Genomic DNA, 20829 nt, shown 5'->3' with positions numbered 1-20829 from the left:
TTCATTAACTAATAATTAACCAACTCAAAAGGAAATAGATTCGTTATTTTCCAATAAACACTACTACCTGCTTGCTATGAATTTCTTGAAATCTATCTTTTTATTGGCTTTTCTAGGATTAGCATCTAGTACTTTTGCCGGTATTATACCCGTAAAAACTTTAGCAGATAGTGGAACAGGATCTTTAAGAGACGGAATCAATAATGCAGTTCCCGGTGACACTGTTGTGATAGATGTAAAAGGTACCATTGAATTAAATACACCAATTGTAATTTCAAACACCAATAACATAACCATTATTGGTCCTTACCCAGCTCATAATACAATTACTCATTCTAATGCATTTGGTGGAACAGCTTTGATAGAGCTAGATGGAGCAACTAGTATAAGTATTGAGAATCTTGGCTTTTTAAATGTCAATGGTAACACATCTGCTAGAGCAATCAATATTTTGAACACTTCAGGTTCATCAGGCACGGTGAACAGAATTATCAATTGTTTATTTGAGGGAGGAAGTGCAGCAGGTGGATTAGGAGGAGCTATTTCTAATCTCGGTATCGGGACAGAAATTGTCAATTGTTCATTTATTCAAAACAGTGCGGCACGTGGAGGAGCAATTCATATTAAAGCCTCAGGTTCTACAGGTATTTTTAATTGTACGTTTTGGGGGAATGTTGCATCCAATAATGGTGGTGCATTATATAATGATGGTTCAGGAACCGTTTTATTAATGAACAATACTTTCTATGAAAACACCTGTTCAATTGCAGGTGGAGGAGAAGTATATACTTCTACAGGTTCAGGTGGAACAATATTTCAAAATAATGCTTGCGCGGGAAATGGAAGTAATAATCAATTTGTTGGAACCGGAATGTCCTCAAATGGAGGGAATGTAATATTACAAACCTATGCGAGTGAAACAATGCCGATAAGTTTAAATGGTACTGATAATTATGGATTTTCACTATTAATAGGAATCAATACAAGTATTGCCATAGACGGTTATGGATTAAAGTATTTTAAAATCAATAACCCTTCAAGTTTTTTAATTGATGTTGGTAACCCTGATGGAGTAACCCCAACTGATACAAGAAGGGCTCCAAGAATACTTTATGGAGGAATTAGTTTTAACACTCCTGATGCAGGTGCAGTAGAGTACACAACTCTAAGAGTAAACTCTTCATCAGGAGGAACCGGACCTTTAACTTTGGCAGCAGCTTTATCAGCAGCTCCAGATCCATTAAATTATGTAGAGTTTAATTTAGGAGGTGGAGCACCATATAATATCACTCCAATAAATCCACTAATAGTTGGTGAACCGTTAATAATTGACGGGTATTCTCAACAAGGATCCCAAATTCCCGGACCAGCACCAGAAGGGACTGCCGGTGTAACAGGAGCAATAATCCCAATCAACATTGATAATCAAAATGGTTTATCAACCGGAATTACTTTTAACCCAACATCTTTAGGAGGCTCCACCCTTGAAGGTATCCGTGTAACTGGCTTTGGTTCAGTTGGAGTATCGCTTGTTGATGACTTTGTTAAAGTGAGAGGTTGTGAGATTGGAATTGAACAAAACAACAATGAAAAGGGAAGTGGGCACGCTGGAATTCATATTTCTGGAAATAACAATTTAATAGGTGGAATTTTTCACTGGCAAAGAAATACAATTAGTGGAAATGGACTAAATCTTAACTGGTCCTCAAATGTTTACGCAGTGAACACTTCCGGAACACAAATAATTGGAAATATTGTTGGGATAGCATCAGATGGAATCAATCCTATGAATGGACCAAATGGTTCTCACGGTATTCGTTTTAATGGAGGAGATAGTGGCCAAATTGGACTTGCCTATTATGGTGGTCGCAATGTTATTGGGGATAATGATCAAGATGGTGTCTATATTGTTGATGTAAATAATATTGACGTTCAAAACAATATTATTGGATTGGCATACGACGGGTTTACTGTTAGAAATAATAATGCGTATGGAATTGTTTTGGATGGTACTGGTAATGGGGTGAGCGCAAAAATAGGAGGGATTGGAATTGATTACAGAAATGTTATTTCATCTAACCCTGATGCTAATATTTATATCGGTCAGTACAGTGAAGTACAAATAGAAAATAATTTTATAGGAACTGATTCTTCTGGGACACAACCAACCTTAACCTCCACTGCTGGAATTATCATAGATGAATCCGCAGCATCCAGTATTCATATAGGAGGATCAAGTTTGGGTACAGGAAATGTAATTTCAGGTAATTCATATGGGATTAGAGTAATTGCCAGTGGATCCAATATTACCATGAGAAGAAATATTATTGGTCCGCAAAAAGATGGAATGACACCACTTGGTAATAGTATTGAAGGAGTTTCTATTCTTTCAGGTGCAGCTCCTGGAATTTTGATTGGTTCTGCTACAGCAGGGAATGTGATCTCAGACAATACTAATGAAGGTATAAACATCTCAGGTTCAAACTCACACTATATTCAGGGAAATATCATTGGGGCAACAATTGATGGTAGCTCACCATTAGCCAACGGAAAAGGGATTAGCATTAATGGCGCAAACAATACGACTATTGGAGGGGCCAATCCTTTAACTTCAGTTACTAATACAGATGGTAATTTAATTTCAGGAAATACAACCGAGGGTATTCATGTTTTTGGTGGATCTACCGGAACTACAATTATTGGAAACTATATAGGAATTGATAATGGCCAGGGAGCAGCATTAGGAAATGGCGCCAATGGAATTAAAGTGGATGATGCAGACAGTACTAAAATTGGTGCGGCTGATGTAGATTTTAAAAATATCATTGGAGGTCATTCAAATTCAGGGTATGCTGGAATTTTCCTTTCACAAGACGGTACAAATACTGTTGTTCAAAATAATTACGTCGGTGTAAATCAGTTTGGTAACGCAGTTTTTGCAAATGAAACAGGGATTAAAATTATAGACACGCATGATGCATTAATTGGTGGTGCTATTGGTTTTCATAACTACGTAGCAGGAAATTCCTTAAGCGGTATTCATGTTTTATCTCCAAATACTGAAATAGATGGAAATTATGTTGGTATGGGTTCTACCGGTGTTAACAATACTCATGCAAACCTTGATGGTATATTAATTGAAACTAGTAATATTCCAATAGGAGCTTCGGGAGCAAGAGTGAATTCAATTTGCAATAATACAAGACACGGAATAAGCATTCTAGGAGATGTTGCAGATAATAATACCATAGATAACTGTTTAATTGGTATGACCCCTTCAACAACAGCATTAGGAAATGGAGAAGACGGGATTTTTATTTCTGAAGGTGATTTCAATAAAATTGGAACAATGGGGTCAAACGTAATAGTTGCAAATGACTCTTCAGGTGTGCACATCTCAGGTATATCTCAGGATAATCAAATGATGCAGAATGATATAGGTAATTATCTTGGGGTTGCAGGTTTTGAAAATAATAAAGGTGTTTTTATTGAGGGTGGTGCTACTGGAAACATTGTGGGTGGAACAATCATTGGCAATGGAAACATCATTATGGGGAACACAAAAGAAGGTATTGACATCTTAAATTCCAATGACAACATTATTATCACAAACTACATAGGAGTTAACCCAGGAAACACTGTAATACCTAATCAGGTAGGAATAAAAATTGAAAACTCAGATGGAACCACTATTGGTGGAGAAGATTCAAATGGAAATGCTAAATACAATGTTATTTCAGGAAATACCAATGAAGGAATTTTGATCAATAATTCAGATTCAACATTTATTCATGGAAATAGAATTGGAACAAATGTAACAGGAGATGGAGCTTTAAGTAATAATATAGGTATTAAGATTGTTGGTACATCAGCTCACAATTATATTGGAAAGAGTGGAAGTGGTATTCATGCTAACACCATCTCAGGTAATACAGGAGTTGGAATTCAATTAGAAGGATCTGGTGTAACAAGCAACTTTATTTACAAGAATAAAATTGGAGCTAGTTTCCCCGGAAATAGCAGCATTAGCTCACAAGTAACTGGAATTTATTTACTCAACGGTGCATTTGATAATCAAATTGGTGGAGACAAAGTATTGCAAGGGAACCTAATTGGAGGGAATATCAATCAAGGTGTGCTAATTGAAAATGCAAATGACAATTCAGTATTAGGAAATATTATTGGTTTAGTCAATGGAAGTTCGCAATCAAGAGGAATTGACATTCAAGGATCAGGAAGTACATTCAATACAATTGGTTCTGCTCCGTACTCACAATTTGGAAATGTCATTACTCAAAATACTTTATCCGGGATTGTAATTCACAACAATGCTGCAAACAATGATGTTATAGCAAACTATATTGGAATTGATACTGTTGAAAACACAAGTACACAATTTATTGGAGTTGAACTGCAAAGTACAATTGGATTAGATAATAGGATTGGTTTAGATGTCACAGGCGGTGGAAATGTAATTAGCGGAAACACCATTGGAGTTCAAATTGAAGGTAGTAATCAGTATGTGTTTAACAATCTGATTGGAACGAATCCGGCAGGTAACGCAGGTATTCCTAATACATCTTTTGGCGTGTATCTAAAAGACAATGCACAAGGAAATCAAATTGGAGGAAGTGGAGTATTGTTTAAAAATACTATTTCCGGTAACAATGGTCCCGGGGTGGAATTGGAAGGTGCAAATACCATGTCCAATATGATTGAGGGAAACAGAATAGGTGTTTCATTAGACGGAAGCACAGCTGTCCCAAACATCTATGGTGTAGAAATTTCAGCTGGAGCCAATAGTAACAATATAGGGCAAATAGTAGTGGATGGAGGAAATATAATTGCGGGTAATACATTGAGTGGAATTCATATTAAGGATGCAGGTTCAAATAGTAATGTTATTAGGAACAATGTTATAGGAGTTACGCACCCCAATTTACATGGGATTGAAATTGCGAATGGAGCTTCTTTAAATACTATTGGTGGAATAGGCGTAAACTATCTCAACGTAATCTCAGGAAATGATAGCACGGGGATTTATTTACATAATTCAACTTCTACAATGGTTTTAAATAACCATATAGGTTTGTTGTTGGATGGGCAAACTCCTAATGCTAACGCAATAGGGATTTTGTTAGATCAATCAACAGCCAATAATATTGGACAAGCAGCAGCCGGTGGAAACAATGTGATTTCTGGCAATACCATCAGTGGTATTGAAATGATAAATGGTGCCAATAACAACTTTGTTAGAAATAATTATCTCGGAACCGGTTCAACGGGTAGTCAAGTTTTTGGAGGAACCGGAAATGGAGTTGGTATAAAAATTAATTCATCAGTTGGAAATACAATTGGAGGTGATAATACTGCTTTACAGGGCAATGTAATTTGCTTTAGTAATGCCGAAGGATTGTTGATTGAAGGTTCTACAAATACATTAGTTTATGGTAATAATATTGGTATTTCTGCAGACGGAAACACTTATTTAGGAAACCTGGCAGAAGGGATTGATGTTAATGGTTCAACAGGAACATTAATTGGCGACCCCGGAACTGGATTATTTAATTCTATTTCGGACAACACCACAGGAATTATGTTAACTGCATCAGTAGCTACTTCAATTCAAGCGAATTTCATTGGTAATAACACACAAGGAGGGCTAGGAACAGTTCCTGCCGGTACAAATGATCAGGATTATGGAATTGTTTTAAATAGTGGCTCAAATAATAATACAATTACCAATAATAATGTGATCTCAGGAAATGGAGTCGTAGGAGTAGGGATTGTAAATCCCGGTTCAAGTAACAATTATGTTCAGGGTAATAAAATTGGTGTAGATCAAAATGGTAGTATTGCCTATTCAAATGATTCTGTAAACGTATACATTGGATCAGGTGCAACCTCAAACTTCATTGGTGGAAACTCAACTGAAGGGAATATAATTGGTGGAAATTCTCAAGTAAACGTGATTATTGAAGGGGAAAATACCGATTCAAATTCAGTATCAGGGAATTATATTGGTGTTGGAGCAGATCAAGCAACAACATACACTAGCGCAATGGGAATTGCAATCTTAGATTCTTCTAGCTTTAATACTATTGGTGGAGGATACGCACCAGATTTAGGAAACTATATTCCATTTGAAAGTGGACATGCGATTTATATGGGGAACAAAACCAGCAACAACTTGGTGATGGGTAACACAATTGGATTATTCCCAGGTACAATGGCGGCAGGTGATATTGGTGGTTCCGGAATAAGAATGGAAGGAAGTGATTGGAATCAAATTGGAGGTCTTTTAGTAGGTTCTGATTCGGCTAATGTTATTACTAATTGTGCCGTAGGAGTGGATACTAAAACTTTCTTACCTCTGAATAGTTCATACGCAAATGCAATTATTGGTAATTCAATTTATGGAAATGATGGTTTAGGATTAGATATTGATGCAGATCAATTAGTTGAACCAATAGATACAAACCAGACGCTTGGAAATAACGGAGATATTGATATGCCGGTAATTCTAGCTGCTTGGGATTGTGGAGGAACAACTAAAGTAGGATTTGAATTTTATTCAAATAATGCTTTTGCAGGATATAAAGTTGAGTTTTATACCAATTCATCACCTGACATTTCAGGATACGGAGAAGGGGAAACTTATTTGGGGCATTGGGTTTTTAATCCGGCAACTAATGTAGATACAATTGCAATTGATTTAGGTGTTTCATTGCCTGTAGGAACTAATCTGGTTGCTACTATTACAGGTACTCTTTGGAACACATCTGAGTTTTCTGAGAATTTCCAAGTAACAAATGCACCGATATTCAACCCTCCAACAACTGTTACTGAAACTTGTTTAGGAGCAGACAATGGAGAAATTCAAATTGATGCACCCGGAGCTCATTACTTCTCTATTGATGGCGGATTAACCTTGAACTATGGTGTATGGGGAGATACATTATTAGCTCCTGCAGGAAGTTATACAGTAGATGCAACTTACTTAAATGGATGTATTTTAAGTCAAACTGTTGCTTTAAATCCTGGTCCGGCTTTGCCTTTTAATTACGAAATATTTGAAGATACTTGTGGTGCTGGGAATGGTGCTATTCAAATGGATACTGTTATTACCAATTCAAACGGAGGAAGCGGTGATTATGTCTACACTTATAATAATGGAACAACATTCATTGACTCAATTATCCAAACTAATTTAGTGGCAGGTGTATATGATATTGCATTGTTAGATACGGTTTTAGGTTGTTATTCTGATACAGTTCAAGTTATCATCAATGTGTTAGATGATTTAATTGACGAATCATTTACTTATGCTGATTTTTGTCCTTTTGACACGCCTCTTCCTGCAGATATAATTACTTCTGGTGGAATTTGGAGTTTTGAATTTGCACCGGGAGATGGAGCTACTATTTCAGCCTCTACAGGTGAAATTTTAAATCCGGTACCTGGAAACACATATAATGTTATCTATACAGTTGGACAATGTGCAGAATCTGACACTGTTATTGTTACTGCGGCCACAGTAGATGATGCATCATTTACGTATGATAATTTATGCTTTGGATCTACACCTAATATTACTACTGTAACTTCAGGAGGAACTTGGGGTGTTTTAAATTCTGGAGTTACAATTGATACAGTTTCTGGTGAGTTCTTTGCATCACCTGGAGTTTATCAAATTACATATACTACTAATGGAACTTGTTCTAATGTAGACACTGCAGATGTAGAGGTCTTTGCACAACCAATGGCACCGCAAATTTTAACTACTCAGAATGTGTATTGTCCAAATGATACATTACAACCTTTATATGTGGTTCCTATGGCTAATCATACTTATGATTGGTATAATGATGGTTCCTTGAGTAATTCATTAGTAACAGATACAACATATACACCTAGTACATTGACAGCCGGGGATAATTATTATTACTTAACTTCTGTCGACACAAACAATTGTAAAAGTTTAGCTGATTCAATTAATCTATATACAGCTGATGTTTCAGGAATGTTTGCAATGGATGATATCAGTGTATGTATAGGTTCTACTATTTCATTAGAAGCATTTGGTGGAGAAACATATCAATGGAACATGAGTACTCAAATTACTGGGGATTTAACTCAAAATCCAATATTAGCAGAAATGGTTATTCCTGAAATGTTTATCGTTACTATTACTGATACTAATGGATGCGTTGTAACTGATTCAATTAATGTTGACTTTTTGCCAGCAGATTCTTGCCATGTAGAAACTTATAATGCATTTAGTCCTAATTCGGATGGTGTAAATGACTTTTGGGAGATAGAAGGAATTGAAGGATTCCCTGAAAATACGGTAACAGTTTTTAACCGTTGGGGAGATGTGATTATATCATTTGTTAACTACAACAATAATGATGTGATTTGGAATGGTGAAAACAAAAATGGTAAGATTTTACCGGCCGGAACTTATTATTATGTCGTAGAAGTTGGAGGAAGTCAAAATCAAGCGGGCTGGGTGCAAATTGTGAAATAAACAATTGTACTGTGATAAGTGAGGATAAAGATTTGATGGAGAAGTGAGTTACATTTATATATTTGATTTATTATTGCCAATTAATTCAAGAATACTGAATTAGCAAATGAGAAAAATAGTACTATTCATGATGCTTTTGTGTGCTTTCCAATCCTTTGGTCAGCAAGATGCATTGTATAGTCAATACATGTTTAATCCATTTGCCATAAATCCAGCTTATGCAGGTACCAGAAATTCTTACAGTATGGTATTATTGCATAGAAGTCAATGGGTAGGAATGCCGGGAGCTCCAAGCACTCAATCTTTTGCAATGCATGCACCTGTTACTAAGTATGGACTGGTATGGGGAGTTAATTTTGCCCATGATCAAATAGGACCATCAAATAACATTATAGCGGCAGGAACAGCAGGTTATCAAGTGAAATTCAAGCACAGTAAACTAAATTTCGCTTTACGAGCAGGTTTTTACAATTCTGTATTGAATAGAAATCTTTTGAATTTCAAAGAAGATAATGATCAATTAGATGTTGGAGGAAAGGTGAGTGCAATGGTTCCTAGTTTTGATTTTGGTGTATATTATTACAAAAAGAAATTCTTTGTAGGGGGCGCGATCAATCATTTGACAAAACATCAATTTAATTTTGATGGCTATGCAGACTCTGTAACAACCAATTTTACACTTAGAAGACATTTTATTTTAAATGCAGGTTATGTTTGGGAATGGAAAAAGAACTTCATTTTAAAACCAACCATATTGTTTAAATCTGTTATAGGCGCTCCTGTTAATTTAGATGTAAACATCTCTGCATTAATTTATAAACGAATTTGGTTAGGTATATCGGCTAGAAATACCAGCAGCATTGTCTTTATGACAGATATCAATATCACAGATTTTATGAGAGTTGGATATGCATTTGATTTGAATTACAGTAAAATTGGAGCATATACAAAAGGATCACATGAAATCTTTTTAGGATTTGATTTTAATTTAAAGGATAAACAAACTATTTCACCTCGTTATCTGTAATGAATAGCCTTAAGTTGTTGACATTGCTAATTGGTTTGTATGCTGCTCAGTTATTTGGACAGACATATGAGGTTGTTAGTGTTGAAATAGTTTGTACTCCAAAAAAGATTGAACAATTCAACACAAAAGCAGCTGAGTTTTCTCCGTTTGTCCATGATAACATAATCTATTTCACTTCAGGTAGAGAATATGATATGTTCAATTTTGGAGAAAACAACTGGAACAGAGGAGGTTATTTGAATATGTTTAAAGCTGAAATGAAAGGAGATGTTGACGAGAATGTCAAGTTTAAAAGTTCTACTATCATTTCTAATAAGTTGATGACTAATAATCATACTGGTCCTTTATGCATGAGCGTAACCGGAGACACCATGTTCTTTACTCAAGTAAAACCGGTTGAAAACACTAAAAAGAATAAGAAAAAATATAAACCCCAATTATACATGAGCGTAAAAGTTGATGATAATTGGCAGGATCCGGTCGCACTTCCTTTTAATGATGCTGCTTATTCATTCGGACATCCTGCATTTGACTCTTATAAAGGTAGGTTGTACTTTGCTTCTGATATTCAAGGAACAAAAGGAGGTAAGGATATCTTTTATGCTGATTTAAAAAATGGTAGTTGGGTAACACCACAAGCGCTTGAAAGTGTAAATACTACTTCTAATGAACTTTATCCTTATGTAGTGGATGGATGTATTTTCTTTTCATCTGATCGAGCAAATGGGCAAGGAGAATTAGATATTTACTGGCAAGACATCAAAAATGCAGGTGAAGTAGAAATTCTTAATGGAATTAACAGTCCGGAAGATGATTTTGGAATCTTTGTATTTCCTGGAATGAATAAAGGATTTTACTCCAACAACTCTTCTGGTAATGATGATATCCACTTTTTTAACATGGATAAGCAAACTACTGTTAGAAATGTATTGGCAGGTAATTTTACTTACAGAAACATTGAAGGAACTGTATCCGGCTTAAATGTTATGATCATTGGGGAAGATGATGAGATTATTTTAGAAACAACCACTGATAGTAAAGGTGACTTTATTTTCAACAACATTGATTATGACGGAGATTACAGAATAGAAACCAGATCTGAAGAGGAGTTGTATCTGACTTTTTATGACGAAAATGGTAATCCGGTTACAAAACTAGTTTCTGATGAAAATGGATCCTTCACATATAAAAAGCTAGGGTATGATAAAGGAGGTACACTGGCCTTAATTCCTGAAGACATGATTGACGTTGAATTGAACAAAGGACATCTTACAGGACAGTTTATTTATGAAAAAATCCCAGGTGATTACCCTGATAAGTTAAGAGTTCTTTTGGTAGATGAAGATGGTAATATGAAGTTTGAAACTTTTACTGATAAAAACGGAAACTTTGACTTCAGAAATCTGGATATGGAAGAAAATTACATTTTAACCGTTCCAGAAAATGATGACGATCTAGTTTTATTGATTTTTGATAAAAAAGGAAATGTTGTAGCGCAATTAAAAAGTGACCCTAAAGGTGATTTTACTTACAGGAAATTAAGTCCATCTTATTCAAATTCACTTAAAGTATTACAAGAAGATGAGGATGTTTTTGAATTGGAAACCAAAACTATATCAGGTTATTTTGAATATAAAAATATTCAGGGGAATTTCGAAGGTGGTTTAACAGTTCAAGCTTATACCGAAAATGGAATTTTAATTGAAGAAACCAAAACAGATGCACAAGGAAAATTCAGATTTAGAAGCCTTCCATTAGAAGATAACTTGCTATTCAAAATCAATGAAGACGATCCAAATTTAGAATTAGATGATTTTACACTTTATATTTTTGATAGAGATGGTAAGAAAATCGCTCAGTTAAGAAGAGGACAGAATGACTTCTTTATCTACAAGCCGCTAGGTTTCGAGTCTGCAAACAACTTAAATCAAATTGAAGAAGATTCTATTGATGTCAATATTTCAATCAAAACAGATTATGACTTAGTTGTGGTTTATTTTGATTCAAATAAAAGTAACGCCAAGTCTTCAGATTTGTCAAAATTGAACAATATGGTGAAGCTTTTAAAAAGTAATCCATCTTTAAAAATTGAAGTAAACGCTTACGCAGATGCCAGAAGTTCAGATGAATACAATCTAATCTTATCAGGAAAAAGAGGTGATTGGGTAGTGGACTATTGTGTTAAAAAAGGGATTTCAAAAAACAGGTTCATTGTCAATGCCTACGGGGAGACTCAATTAGTTGATGAAAATAATGATGCCTTGAATCGTAGAGCTGAAATACGCATTTATTAATTCTTGAACCTGTTACTTTTAAAGGCTTCGTTCAATTCTTTAAAATCCAATTTTCCTTCTACTTCCTTCAGGTAATCGAAAATCACCAGTGCTTTTTCTAATTGCTTCTCTTCACTTTTCAATTTACACATCAAATGCAGTAAAGTTCTTTGTTTACCAGGAGTTAACAAATGAAAATAATCACTGGCAATAGGATCTTGAAAACAAAGTTCTTCGAAAAAATCAGGCGCTTTAGTTCCGTATTTTGAATCATCTTTGCTTATACTTACTTCAACTTCATCTCCTTCAACCAGCTTGTATTTAGTTCTAAACTGTTTGTTAATCATGATGTAATACGTCCCATCTCCTTGCGAAAAAATAGCGCAATGAACAGGCTCGGTTCCTTTAATTAGGCTTACAATTCTCTTATCAGTATCCCTAAAACTGTCCATGATATCATCTGGAATTTGGATGCGATAATTCCACATTAAAGTGCTGTCTTCAACCTTGCCAATTATGCCTTTAAAATGATGTTCCATAAGGTAAATATCTGAAGAATCAATTTATTAAATCAAAAATCATCACAAGAAAATATCCCTCATTATATTTGCCACATGCTTGATAGTTTACAGATAGCTTTAAGAGATTCACTTATTCTGGACCCGGGGCCTTTTTATCATGAATTTCATCATGAATCATGGCTCAGAGAACCCTGGAATGCTATATCAAGCATGTTCTTTTTTATTCCGATTATCTTTTGGATTTACAAATTGAGAGGTAGATATAAAGAAAACTTAATAATAGTTGCTATCCTCCCTTTATTGTTCTTAAATGGCTTAGGATCTACTTTGTTCCATGCTTTCAGAACAGAGGATTTGTTTTTCTTTTTAGACGTAATGCCTGCCTCTGCAATGAGTTTAACTTTATCAGTTTATTTATGGACAAAATTGGTTAAGCGTTGGTATTTAGGTTTAGCTATTGTTTTGGGATTTTATGTTTTAGCTTACTTCACCATACGCCTGTTTATGCAATTTGAAGGAATGGAGGAGATGGCTCCTAATTTTGGGTATTTCTTTGTGGGAGCATCTTTCTTTGCACCTATTTTAATCATATTAGGAAGAACGAAATTTTATCATTTAAGACTGGTAGTGCTTACCTTTTTATTTCTGGGATTGGCTTTGGCTTGCCGTGCAAGTGATTATCCTACACCAAATCCATTTCCGGATTTATTACCTCAAGGTACACATTTCATGTGGCACATATTCTCTGCATTTGCGGTATTTACAATGGGATACTACATTTATTTCATTAATAAAATCAATCTTAGAGATAGATCTACTTTCCCTAAAAGAGCCTTATAACCAAACAATTCATTGGATTAATTGTTAAAATAATACAAACAACATGTTTAAACATGTATTATTTGTATCTTTAGCATATGCGAACAATTAAGCATTCAATAAAAGCTTTTAAAATAAACATGGGAGGAACCATATTGGACCAGGCCCTACCATTCAAAGGTGTAGATCAAATAGATCCTTTTTTACTAATCCATCATTGGAAAGATGAATTAAAAGGAGGTGAACATCAAAGTACAGTAGGAGTGGGGCCTCATCCGCATAGAGGATTTTCTCCTGTTACGTTCATATTTCAAGGTGGCGTTCATCATAGAGATTCTTTAGGTACATCCGAAGTAGTATATTCCGGTGGAACGCAATGGATGAATTCAGGATCTGGAATAGTGCATTCTGAGAGACCTGCTAAAGAACTTGCTGAAGATGGAGGTACTTTTGAGATTATTCAATTTTGGATGAATGCTCCTGCAAAACACAAAATGGATGAAGCTTCTTATCAACCTTATTCCAAAGAGGACACTCCGCTTATAATAAGTGAAGACAAAAAAGTAGAAACATATGTGGTTGCTGGGGAATTAGAGGATAAAAAAGGACCTGCTATTGCACATTCAGATGTTCTGATATTGCGTTTGAATATGCAAAAGGATGGTTATAAAGAAATTGCCATTCCAGAATCTTATAACGCATTGATTTATCAATTAGAAGGAAAAATTAAAGTTGGAGAAAAGGAATTTGAGGGTAAAAATCTAATTCACTTTAACAATGATGGTACGTCAATTGCAGTAAAAGCATTGGAAGACACTAAGTTTATCGTACTCTCTGGAGCTCCTATAAATGAGGATGTGAGTGCATACGGACCATTTGTTATGAATACCGAAGATGAAATTAGACAGGCAATTATTGACTATCAAAACGGAAAAATGGGTATCTTAACAGAGAATTTTGATTAAAATGAAAAGGAGAAAGTTCTTAGTATACAGCATTTTATTGGGATTGGGATTATTTTCAGCTCCATTAAAAGCCAATGCTTCAGAGCATGTCGTTATTCCATTGCCTGAGGCTGAGGAACATGTTAGACATGGAAATTTCAATTTAAACGAATTGAAAACTGGATTAAAAGGACTTGGGGTACCTAATGGGGTGACTAATGTTCGTTTTCAACGATTGTACAAAAACGGATACACCGAAAGTCAGGATGACCTTTGTATAGTTACTTTTAATTTTGACGGTCACGTTCATATCGTTCAGTTCAAATTCTATGAACTTTGCGATAAAGGATATATTGACTGCGAAACTAAATCTAAAAACAACAAAAAGGTTTTTAGATTAATGTAATGAAGTTCGTTTCTTTCAATTTATTACCGGCATTTCGTCATTTATTGCCGTTGTTAATTGTTTTTACCTTATTAAATGCTTGTTTAGGAGAACAAGCAGATTCTCAATCTGCTGAAAAGGCTGAAGTTTTCACTATTACAGACAATGTTTTTGAAGGAAAGGTGTTTGCGTTAGCTCAACCTACTGATAATGACTCTTGCAGTTTTAAACACAACTGCGATTGCTGTGTGTTTTTTTACCTTTTCAATGATGATAATTCCTTCTATGATTTTAGTTCTTGTCAAGGTGATGAAACTTTTATAAAAGGGGAGTGGAAAGTAGAAGATAACGCCCTAAGCTTAAGGTATTCTCCGCTTTATATAAGTAAAACATATAATTGGGAAGCTGAATTTGACGCTACTCTACCAACTTATATTTATTCAGACACAACAACAGAAATCAAGGAATATTGGTTAAGCCCGGTTGAATGCGGCAATAGCTTTTTCATGGATTACAACGATCATACAATTGAGCATAACTTATATCCTTCAACCTATAGTTTTGACTCTTTGCAGCAAGAAATAAAAGATGGATCTTTAATACCCTATATGGATTCAGTTGAAACAGCTCAACAGTTAAATTTTAATTCTACCGTTGGTAATAATTAACATTTTTATCCTTCAAAAATTGCTAAATTCAACATGCTAAATTTATTGTCATGGACGAACTATTAGTATACGCTATAATTCCAGCAAGTGCAGCAAGAATATATAAAGATTGGCTTTCATCAGATGGACATACAAATATGACCGGAGGAGAAGCTGAAATTTCAAGTGATTCAACAGCCAGGTTTACAGCCTGGGACGGATACATCAGTGGTCAAAACCTTCAATTAGAAGAGAATAAAAGAATTTTTCAAAGTTGGAGAACAGTTGAATTTCCTGAAGATGCAGAACACTCTAAACTAGAAGTAATCTTTGAAGAGATTGATCCAAATTCAACAAAGGTTACCATCACACAGTCTAACATTCCTGAAGGTGATGGTAAAAAATATGAAGATGGCTGGAAAGCTCATTATTTTGAGCCAATGACAGAGTATTACTCTCAAAACTAATCATTTAACTCACCCTTTATGCCTAAAATATTTGTAGAAAAATCTATATACATAGATAAATCACCTTCAGAAGTATTTCCTCTAATCAATGACTTTTCAGTTTGGCCAACATGGTCTCCCTGGCTAATAACAGAAAAAGGAGTCAAGGTAAATGTTAGAGATGATAAAAAGTTTTATGAATGGTCCGGTGACCTGGTAGGATCAGGAAACATGATGATTATTGATGAAAAGGAAAACGATTTCATTGATTGCGATCTCCAATTCATAAAACCATTTAAATCAAAAGCTAAAACATCAATGTATGTTAAAGCTGAAGGTAATGGAACTTTGCTCAGATGGACAATGAATAGTAGTCTTCCTTTTTTCATGTTTTTCTTTAAAAAAATGATGCAAAACTTAATTGGTTTGGATTATGAAAGAGGCTTAAAAATGATCAAAGATTTAGCTGAAACAGGTGAAATTAATTCAACACTTGAATTCAATGAAAATCAAACTTTTGAGGGCGGAAAGTATATTTACTTAACTAATAACTGTCAGTTTAAAGATATGGCAGACACCCACAAAGCTGATTTCACAAGCTTGATGGAGTTTGCACGATCTAAAAACATTATTGCAGGCGTAGGGTTTACTATTTATGACAAATGGGATATGAAAAACCTAATAACTCATTATAAAGCATGTGTTTTAGTAAGTGATATCCCATCTGATTTACCTGCTGGTTTTAGTGCTGCAGAATTTCCTAAAATCAAATCTTACACTTGCACTCATACAGGCCCATACAGACATATTGGTAATGCGTGGAGCGGAATTCAAATGAGATTGAGAGCAAAAAAATTCAAACACAATAAAAAAGTAAGTCCAATTGAAGTTTATCTAAACAGCCCTTTAGATACGGCAGAAAAAGCTCTTAAGACTGTAATCCATTTCGCAACTGTATAAAAAATTATCACATTGATACCAATCAAAAATTCAAACCAAAACATGTTTAAACACCTTTTAATTCTAATCCTACTTACCACTTTCAACAGTTTTGCTCAAAAAAGCTCTTCTGAGATTTATGTTGATCTTCAAAAATTACATTCACTTAAAAGAGTGTTGTATGTTGCTGCTCATCCGGATGATGAAAACACCAGACTGTTGGCTTATATGTCTCTTGGAGAAAGAGCCGAAACCGCTTATTTATCTTTAACAAGAGGGGATGGAGGACAAAATTTAATCGGTAATGAGTTAAGTGAAAAATTGGGGGTTCTAAGAACACAGGAACTTTTAGCTGCCAGATCACATGATCATGCAAATCAATATTTCTCGAGAGCAGTTGATTTTGGATATTCCAAATCTGCATCTGAATCACTTGAAAAATGGGGTGAAGATCAAATATTATCTGATATGGTGTTGGTGATTAGAAAGTTTAAACCAGATGTTATTATTACCCGTTTCCCTCCGGATAAAAGAGGTGGACACGGACATCACACTGCATCAGCTATGTTAGCTATTAAAGCATTTGATAAGGCTGCAGATGCCAAATATGAACCAGAGCAAGTAAAACAATTCGGAACCTGGCAAACCACATCACTTTACTGGAACACCTCTTATTGGTGGATGGAAGCAATTGAAGATAGCGCCAAAAAGTACCCAGAAAGGTACTTCACACAAGATATTGGTGGTTACAATCCTTTGTTAGGCATGTCTTATAACGAAATTGGAACCATTGCAAGAAGTCAACACAAATGTCAGGGATTTGGTGCTATCATTGAAAGAGGAGAAAGATTAGAATACTTTGAACACCTAGCAGGAGAGAAAATTGAAAAATCATTTTTTGAACATGCAGAAAGAAGCTGGAGCTCAATGGTGAATAAAGATTTAGAAAATCAATTTGATCAATTATTAAAAGATTTTGATTTCAAAACACCATCAAACAATGTTGCTGCACTAATTAAAATAAGGAATGAATTACGAAAAATTGATGACACCTTTATTTCAAGAGAAAAATTGGATTTATGCGATCAGATAATATTTGATTGTCTTGGACTATTTGTAGAAGCCGTAGCAGATGATTACTCTTTTGTTTCAGGCGATTCAGTGTCTTTGGAAGTTAACTTTTTAAATAGGTCTGAGCGGGATGTTAGCGTTCAACAAATGTCAGTATCCGACTATCCAACAACTTATAATCAAAAGCTTTTACCGCAAAAAGAAGTAACAATTGAATTGAAGAAAAAAATAAATGCGGATTATTCTGGGCCTTATTGGCTACAAGAAGCATTTAATGATTTATTTACGGTTAAGAATAAAGATGATTTAGGAAAAGCCGAATCAGATCCTACATGTGCTGTATTTATTGCACTGAACGTTGATGGAGAAAAAATTCCTATCACAGTTCCTCTTACCTACAAATGGAGGGATCCGTCATACGGAGAGAGAAGAAGAGAAGTGATTTCAACTCCTGCATTTACAGCATCAGTAGAAAATGATATTCAAATTATTAAAACTGATCAAAGCAAAGTAGTAAAGTTTAAGGTTCATAATTTCTCTGAACAATTAAATGACAAAATTCAAATTGTTGCTCCAAACGGCTGGAAAGCTAGTCCTGATGTATTTGATCTTAAAATGGATAAAAAGCATCAAGAAAAGTGGTTTGAATTCACATTGACACCAACAAAAAAGGCAGAAAATGGCATCTTGAGCTTTGTTGATAATGACAATAAGGAAGTTAGATCATATCTTGAAATTGCTTATGACCACATCCCAACACAGGTATTAATGAATAATTGTGTGATCAACTGTATCAAACTAGATGCAGCTATTCAAGAGGGTAGAGTGGCCTATATTAAAGGGGTTCAGGATGATGTTCCAACTGCCATCCGCCAATTAGGTTTTGAAGTAGATGAATTTGAAGTAGAGCAATTGGCAGATTTAGATCTCTCTGCATATCAATCAGTAGTGTTAGGAATTCGTATTTACAACGTTCATCCCGTACTTTCAAATTACCACGACAAGCTGTTTAAGTACGTTGAAAATGGAGGGAATCTAATAATGCAATATAATACAGCCTCTAGAAGTGCCAACAAAATGGAATTTGGTCCTAAATCTTTTTCACTTTCAAGAGATAGAGTAACAGAAGAAGATGCCGTTGTAGAAATTTTAGTACCAGATCATCCTATTTTTAATTATCCAAATAAAATCACCAATGATGATTTCAATAATTGGGTGCAAGAGAGAGGTTTGTATTTTGCTGGAGAATGGGATGATTCTTATCAAGCCCTGATTTCTTGGCATGATACCGGAGAAGAGCCTGTAAAAGGAGGCTTAATCGTAACCAATTACGGTAAAGGTCAATTTGTATATACAGGCATCTCATTTTTTAGAGAATTACCTAAAGGTGTAGTTGGTGCTTACAGATTGTTTGCCAATATATTAAGCTATAAAAAATGAACGAAGAAAAAGACAATACCAACTGGAAAATCTGGTACTTAGGATTGGTGCTTTTCTTGTTTCTTCAGATCCTTTTATACAATTGGATCAGTAATCATTATCAATAATGAGCTGGATAGATTGGGGTATATTATTCGGTACGCTTGCCATTATCGTAATTTACGGAGTTTATAAAACACGTAAAAACAGCAATCTTGAAGGTTATTTAAAAGGAAATAATACCGATAGCTGGGCCACTATTGGATTGTCCGTTATGGCAACTCAAGCTTCAGCCATTACTTTTTTATCTACTCCGGGGCAAGCTTATGAAAGCGGAATGGGATTTGTCCAATTTTATTTCGGATTACCAATAGCTATGATCATTATTTCGGTTTTCATTTTACCGATTTATTACAAACTAAAAGTATTTACGGCGTATCAGTATTTAGAGCAAAGATTTGATGTTAAAGTTCGTTCATTAACTGCCTTTTTATTTCTTGTTTCAAGAGGATTAGCTGCCGGACTTACAATTTACGCCCCGGCTATTATTCTAACTTCATTATTGGGATGGAATCTTCAATTAACCTGTATTTTGATAGGAACACTGGTGATTGTTTACACAGTGTCTGGAGGAAGTAGGGCTGTTTCGCTCACCCAAAAATGGCAAATGGCCATAATAATGATTGGGATGTTCATTGCGTTTTATTTCATTCTAGACAGTTTCCCCGACAATGTTGGATTCAGTGAAGGTTTAGATATTGCTGGCGCAATGAATAAAATGCAAATCATCAATACTTCAACTGATATTACTGAAAAGTATACCTTGCTATCAGGTTTCACAGGAGCTATTTTCCTGTTTCTTTCATACTTTGGAACAGATCAATCGCAGGTGCAAAGATATCTCGGAGGAAAGAGTTTAAAAGCTTCTAGAATTGGACTAATGTTCAACGGATTGGTTAAAATCCCTATGCAATTTTTCATATTACTGGTTGGAGTAATGTTGTTTGTAAGCTTTCAATTCAATAAACCGCCTGTAATATTTAATGCTTCTACCACCAAAATAACGGCCAATGATGATGATTCTTTGAGAATGATTGATCAACAGTACAATGAAGTGTTTATTGCAAAACAAAATGCATTAGATCAATATTTATCTGGTGATGAAGCACAGTTAAAATCGGCTGCATCTTTTGAAAAAGAATTAGTTGATATTCGTAGTGAATACAAAGACAGGCTTAAAACATTAGATGAGAACTATGAAAAAGAAGACAATGATTTTATCTTCCTCTCATTTGTGTTGGATTATATGCCGGTAGGATTAATTGGTTTATTGTTAGCTGTGATATTTTCAGCCGCCATGTCTTCAACAGCAGGTGAATTGAATGCTTTAGCATCAACAACCACCATTGATTATTACAAAAAGTTTTTCTCAAAATCTGATGATGATAAAAAGGATGTTAGAGTCAGTAAATTATTGACTGTGGGATGGGGGATACTAGCCATTGTTGTAGCTCTTGTTGCGGGATTATTTGATAATTTGATAGAGTTAGTAAACATCATTGGGTCATTGTTTTACGGAACCATTTTAGGTGTCTTTTTACTGGCGTTTTTTATCAAGTTTGTGAAAGCTAGATCTGCATTTATTGCTGCCTTAATTGGACAATCCAGTGTATTGATATTGCATTATTTGACGGTCCAGGGAATGGTTGATTTGAGCTATTTACTATACAACATCATTGGATCATTTATTGTTGTATTGGCTGGAATAACGATTGAAATGCTAGTGCCGCAAAAGGAAAAAACATAAA

12 protein-coding genes are annotated in these 20829 nt (G+C 34.9%); 11 read left to right on the top strand and 1 reads right to left on the bottom strand.

Annotated features, from left to right (window positions below; all coding sequences use genetic code 11):
- Positions 1–76 precede the first annotated feature (76 nt).
- The 3 genes from K6119_RS02380 to K6119_RS02370 all read left to right on the top strand — a co-directional run bounded on the left by K6119_RS02380 (position 77) and on the right by K6119_RS02370 (position 11851).
- A complete protein-coding gene (locus K6119_RS02380) occupies positions 77–8530 on the top strand; it encodes a T9SS type B sorting domain-containing protein (RefSeq protein ID WP_221833968.1) in 8454 nt (2817 codons plus the stop codon).
- Between the two features lie 106 nt (positions 8531–8636).
- The gene (locus tag K6119_RS02375; RefSeq protein WP_221833970.1) at positions 8637–9557 is read left to right on the top strand and encodes a PorP/SprF family type IX secretion system membrane protein; all 921 of its coding nucleotides are present in this window, start codon (positions 8637–8639) and stop codon (positions 9555–9557) included.
- Positions 9557–11851, top strand: coding sequence for an OmpA family protein (locus tag K6119_RS02370; RefSeq protein WP_221833972.1), 2295 nt, complete (start codon positions 9557–9559; stop codon positions 11849–11851). The genes K6119_RS02375 and K6119_RS02370 overlap by 1 nt, the downstream gene beginning before the upstream one ends.
- On the opposite strand, the gene K6119_RS02365 is transcribed toward K6119_RS02370, so the two are convergent.
- Positions 11848–12369: a DUF1905 domain-containing protein gene (locus tag K6119_RS02365; RefSeq protein ID WP_221833974.1), complete on the bottom strand. Its 522-nt coding sequence runs from the start codon at positions 12367–12369 to the stop codon at positions 11848–11850. The two genes, K6119_RS02370 and K6119_RS02365, sit on opposite strands and share 4 nt — an antisense overlap.
- 75 nt (positions 12370–12444) lie before the next feature.
- Here K6119_RS02365 and K6119_RS02360 point away from each other — a divergent pair, with 75 nt between their 5' ends.
- The 8 genes from K6119_RS02360 to K6119_RS02325 all read left to right on the top strand — a co-directional run bounded on the left by K6119_RS02360 (position 12445) and on the right by K6119_RS02325 (position 20828).
- Positions 12445–13191 (top strand): hypothetical protein, encoded by a 747-nt coding sequence (locus K6119_RS02360; protein WP_221833976.1) that lies wholly within the window; start codon positions 12445–12447, stop codon positions 13189–13191.
- Positions 13192–13268: 77 nt separating this feature from the next.
- A complete protein-coding gene (locus tag K6119_RS02355; RefSeq protein ID WP_221833978.1) occupies positions 13269–14135 on the top strand; it encodes a pirin family protein in 867 nt (288 codons plus the stop codon).
- Between the two features lies 1 nt (position 14136).
- Positions 14137–14520 (top strand): hypothetical protein, encoded by a 384-nt coding sequence (locus K6119_RS02350; protein WP_221833979.1) that lies wholly within the window; start codon positions 14137–14139, stop codon positions 14518–14520.
- Complete coding sequence (locus tag K6119_RS02345) at positions 14520–15167, top strand: hypothetical protein (RefSeq protein ID WP_221833981.1); 648 nt, start codon at positions 14520–14522, stop codon at positions 15165–15167. Before K6119_RS02350 ends, K6119_RS02345 begins: the two co-directional genes overlap by 1 nt.
- 50 nt (positions 15168–15217) lie before the next feature.
- A complete protein-coding gene (locus K6119_RS02340) occupies positions 15218–15613 on the top strand; it encodes an SRPBCC domain-containing protein (RefSeq protein ID WP_221833983.1) in 396 nt (131 codons plus the stop codon).
- 18 nt (positions 15614–15631) lie between these two features.
- Positions 15632–16552, top strand: a complete 921-nt coding sequence (locus K6119_RS02335) for an SRPBCC family protein (RefSeq protein WP_221833984.1) — start codon at positions 15632–15634, stop codon at positions 16550–16552.
- 42 nt (positions 16553–16594) lie between these two features.
- Positions 16595–19042, top strand: a complete 2448-nt coding sequence (locus tag K6119_RS02330) for a PIG-L family deacetylase (protein WP_221833985.1) — start codon at positions 16595–16597, stop codon at positions 19040–19042.
- A 106-nt stretch (positions 19043–19148) separates the two neighbouring features.
- Positions 19149–20828 (top strand): sodium:solute symporter family protein, encoded by a 1680-nt coding sequence (locus tag K6119_RS02325; RefSeq protein ID WP_221833986.1) that lies wholly within the window; start codon positions 19149–19151, stop codon positions 20826–20828.
- Position 20829: the final 1 nt, after the last annotated feature.

The sequence above is a fragment of the Paracrocinitomix mangrovi genome, assembly GCF_019740355.2.
GTDB classification, from domain to species: domain Bacteria; phylum Bacteroidota; class Bacteroidia; order Flavobacteriales_D; family Crocinitomicaceae; genus Paracrocinitomix; species Paracrocinitomix mangrovi.
This window is presented reverse-complemented; position numbering and strand designations above follow the sequence as displayed.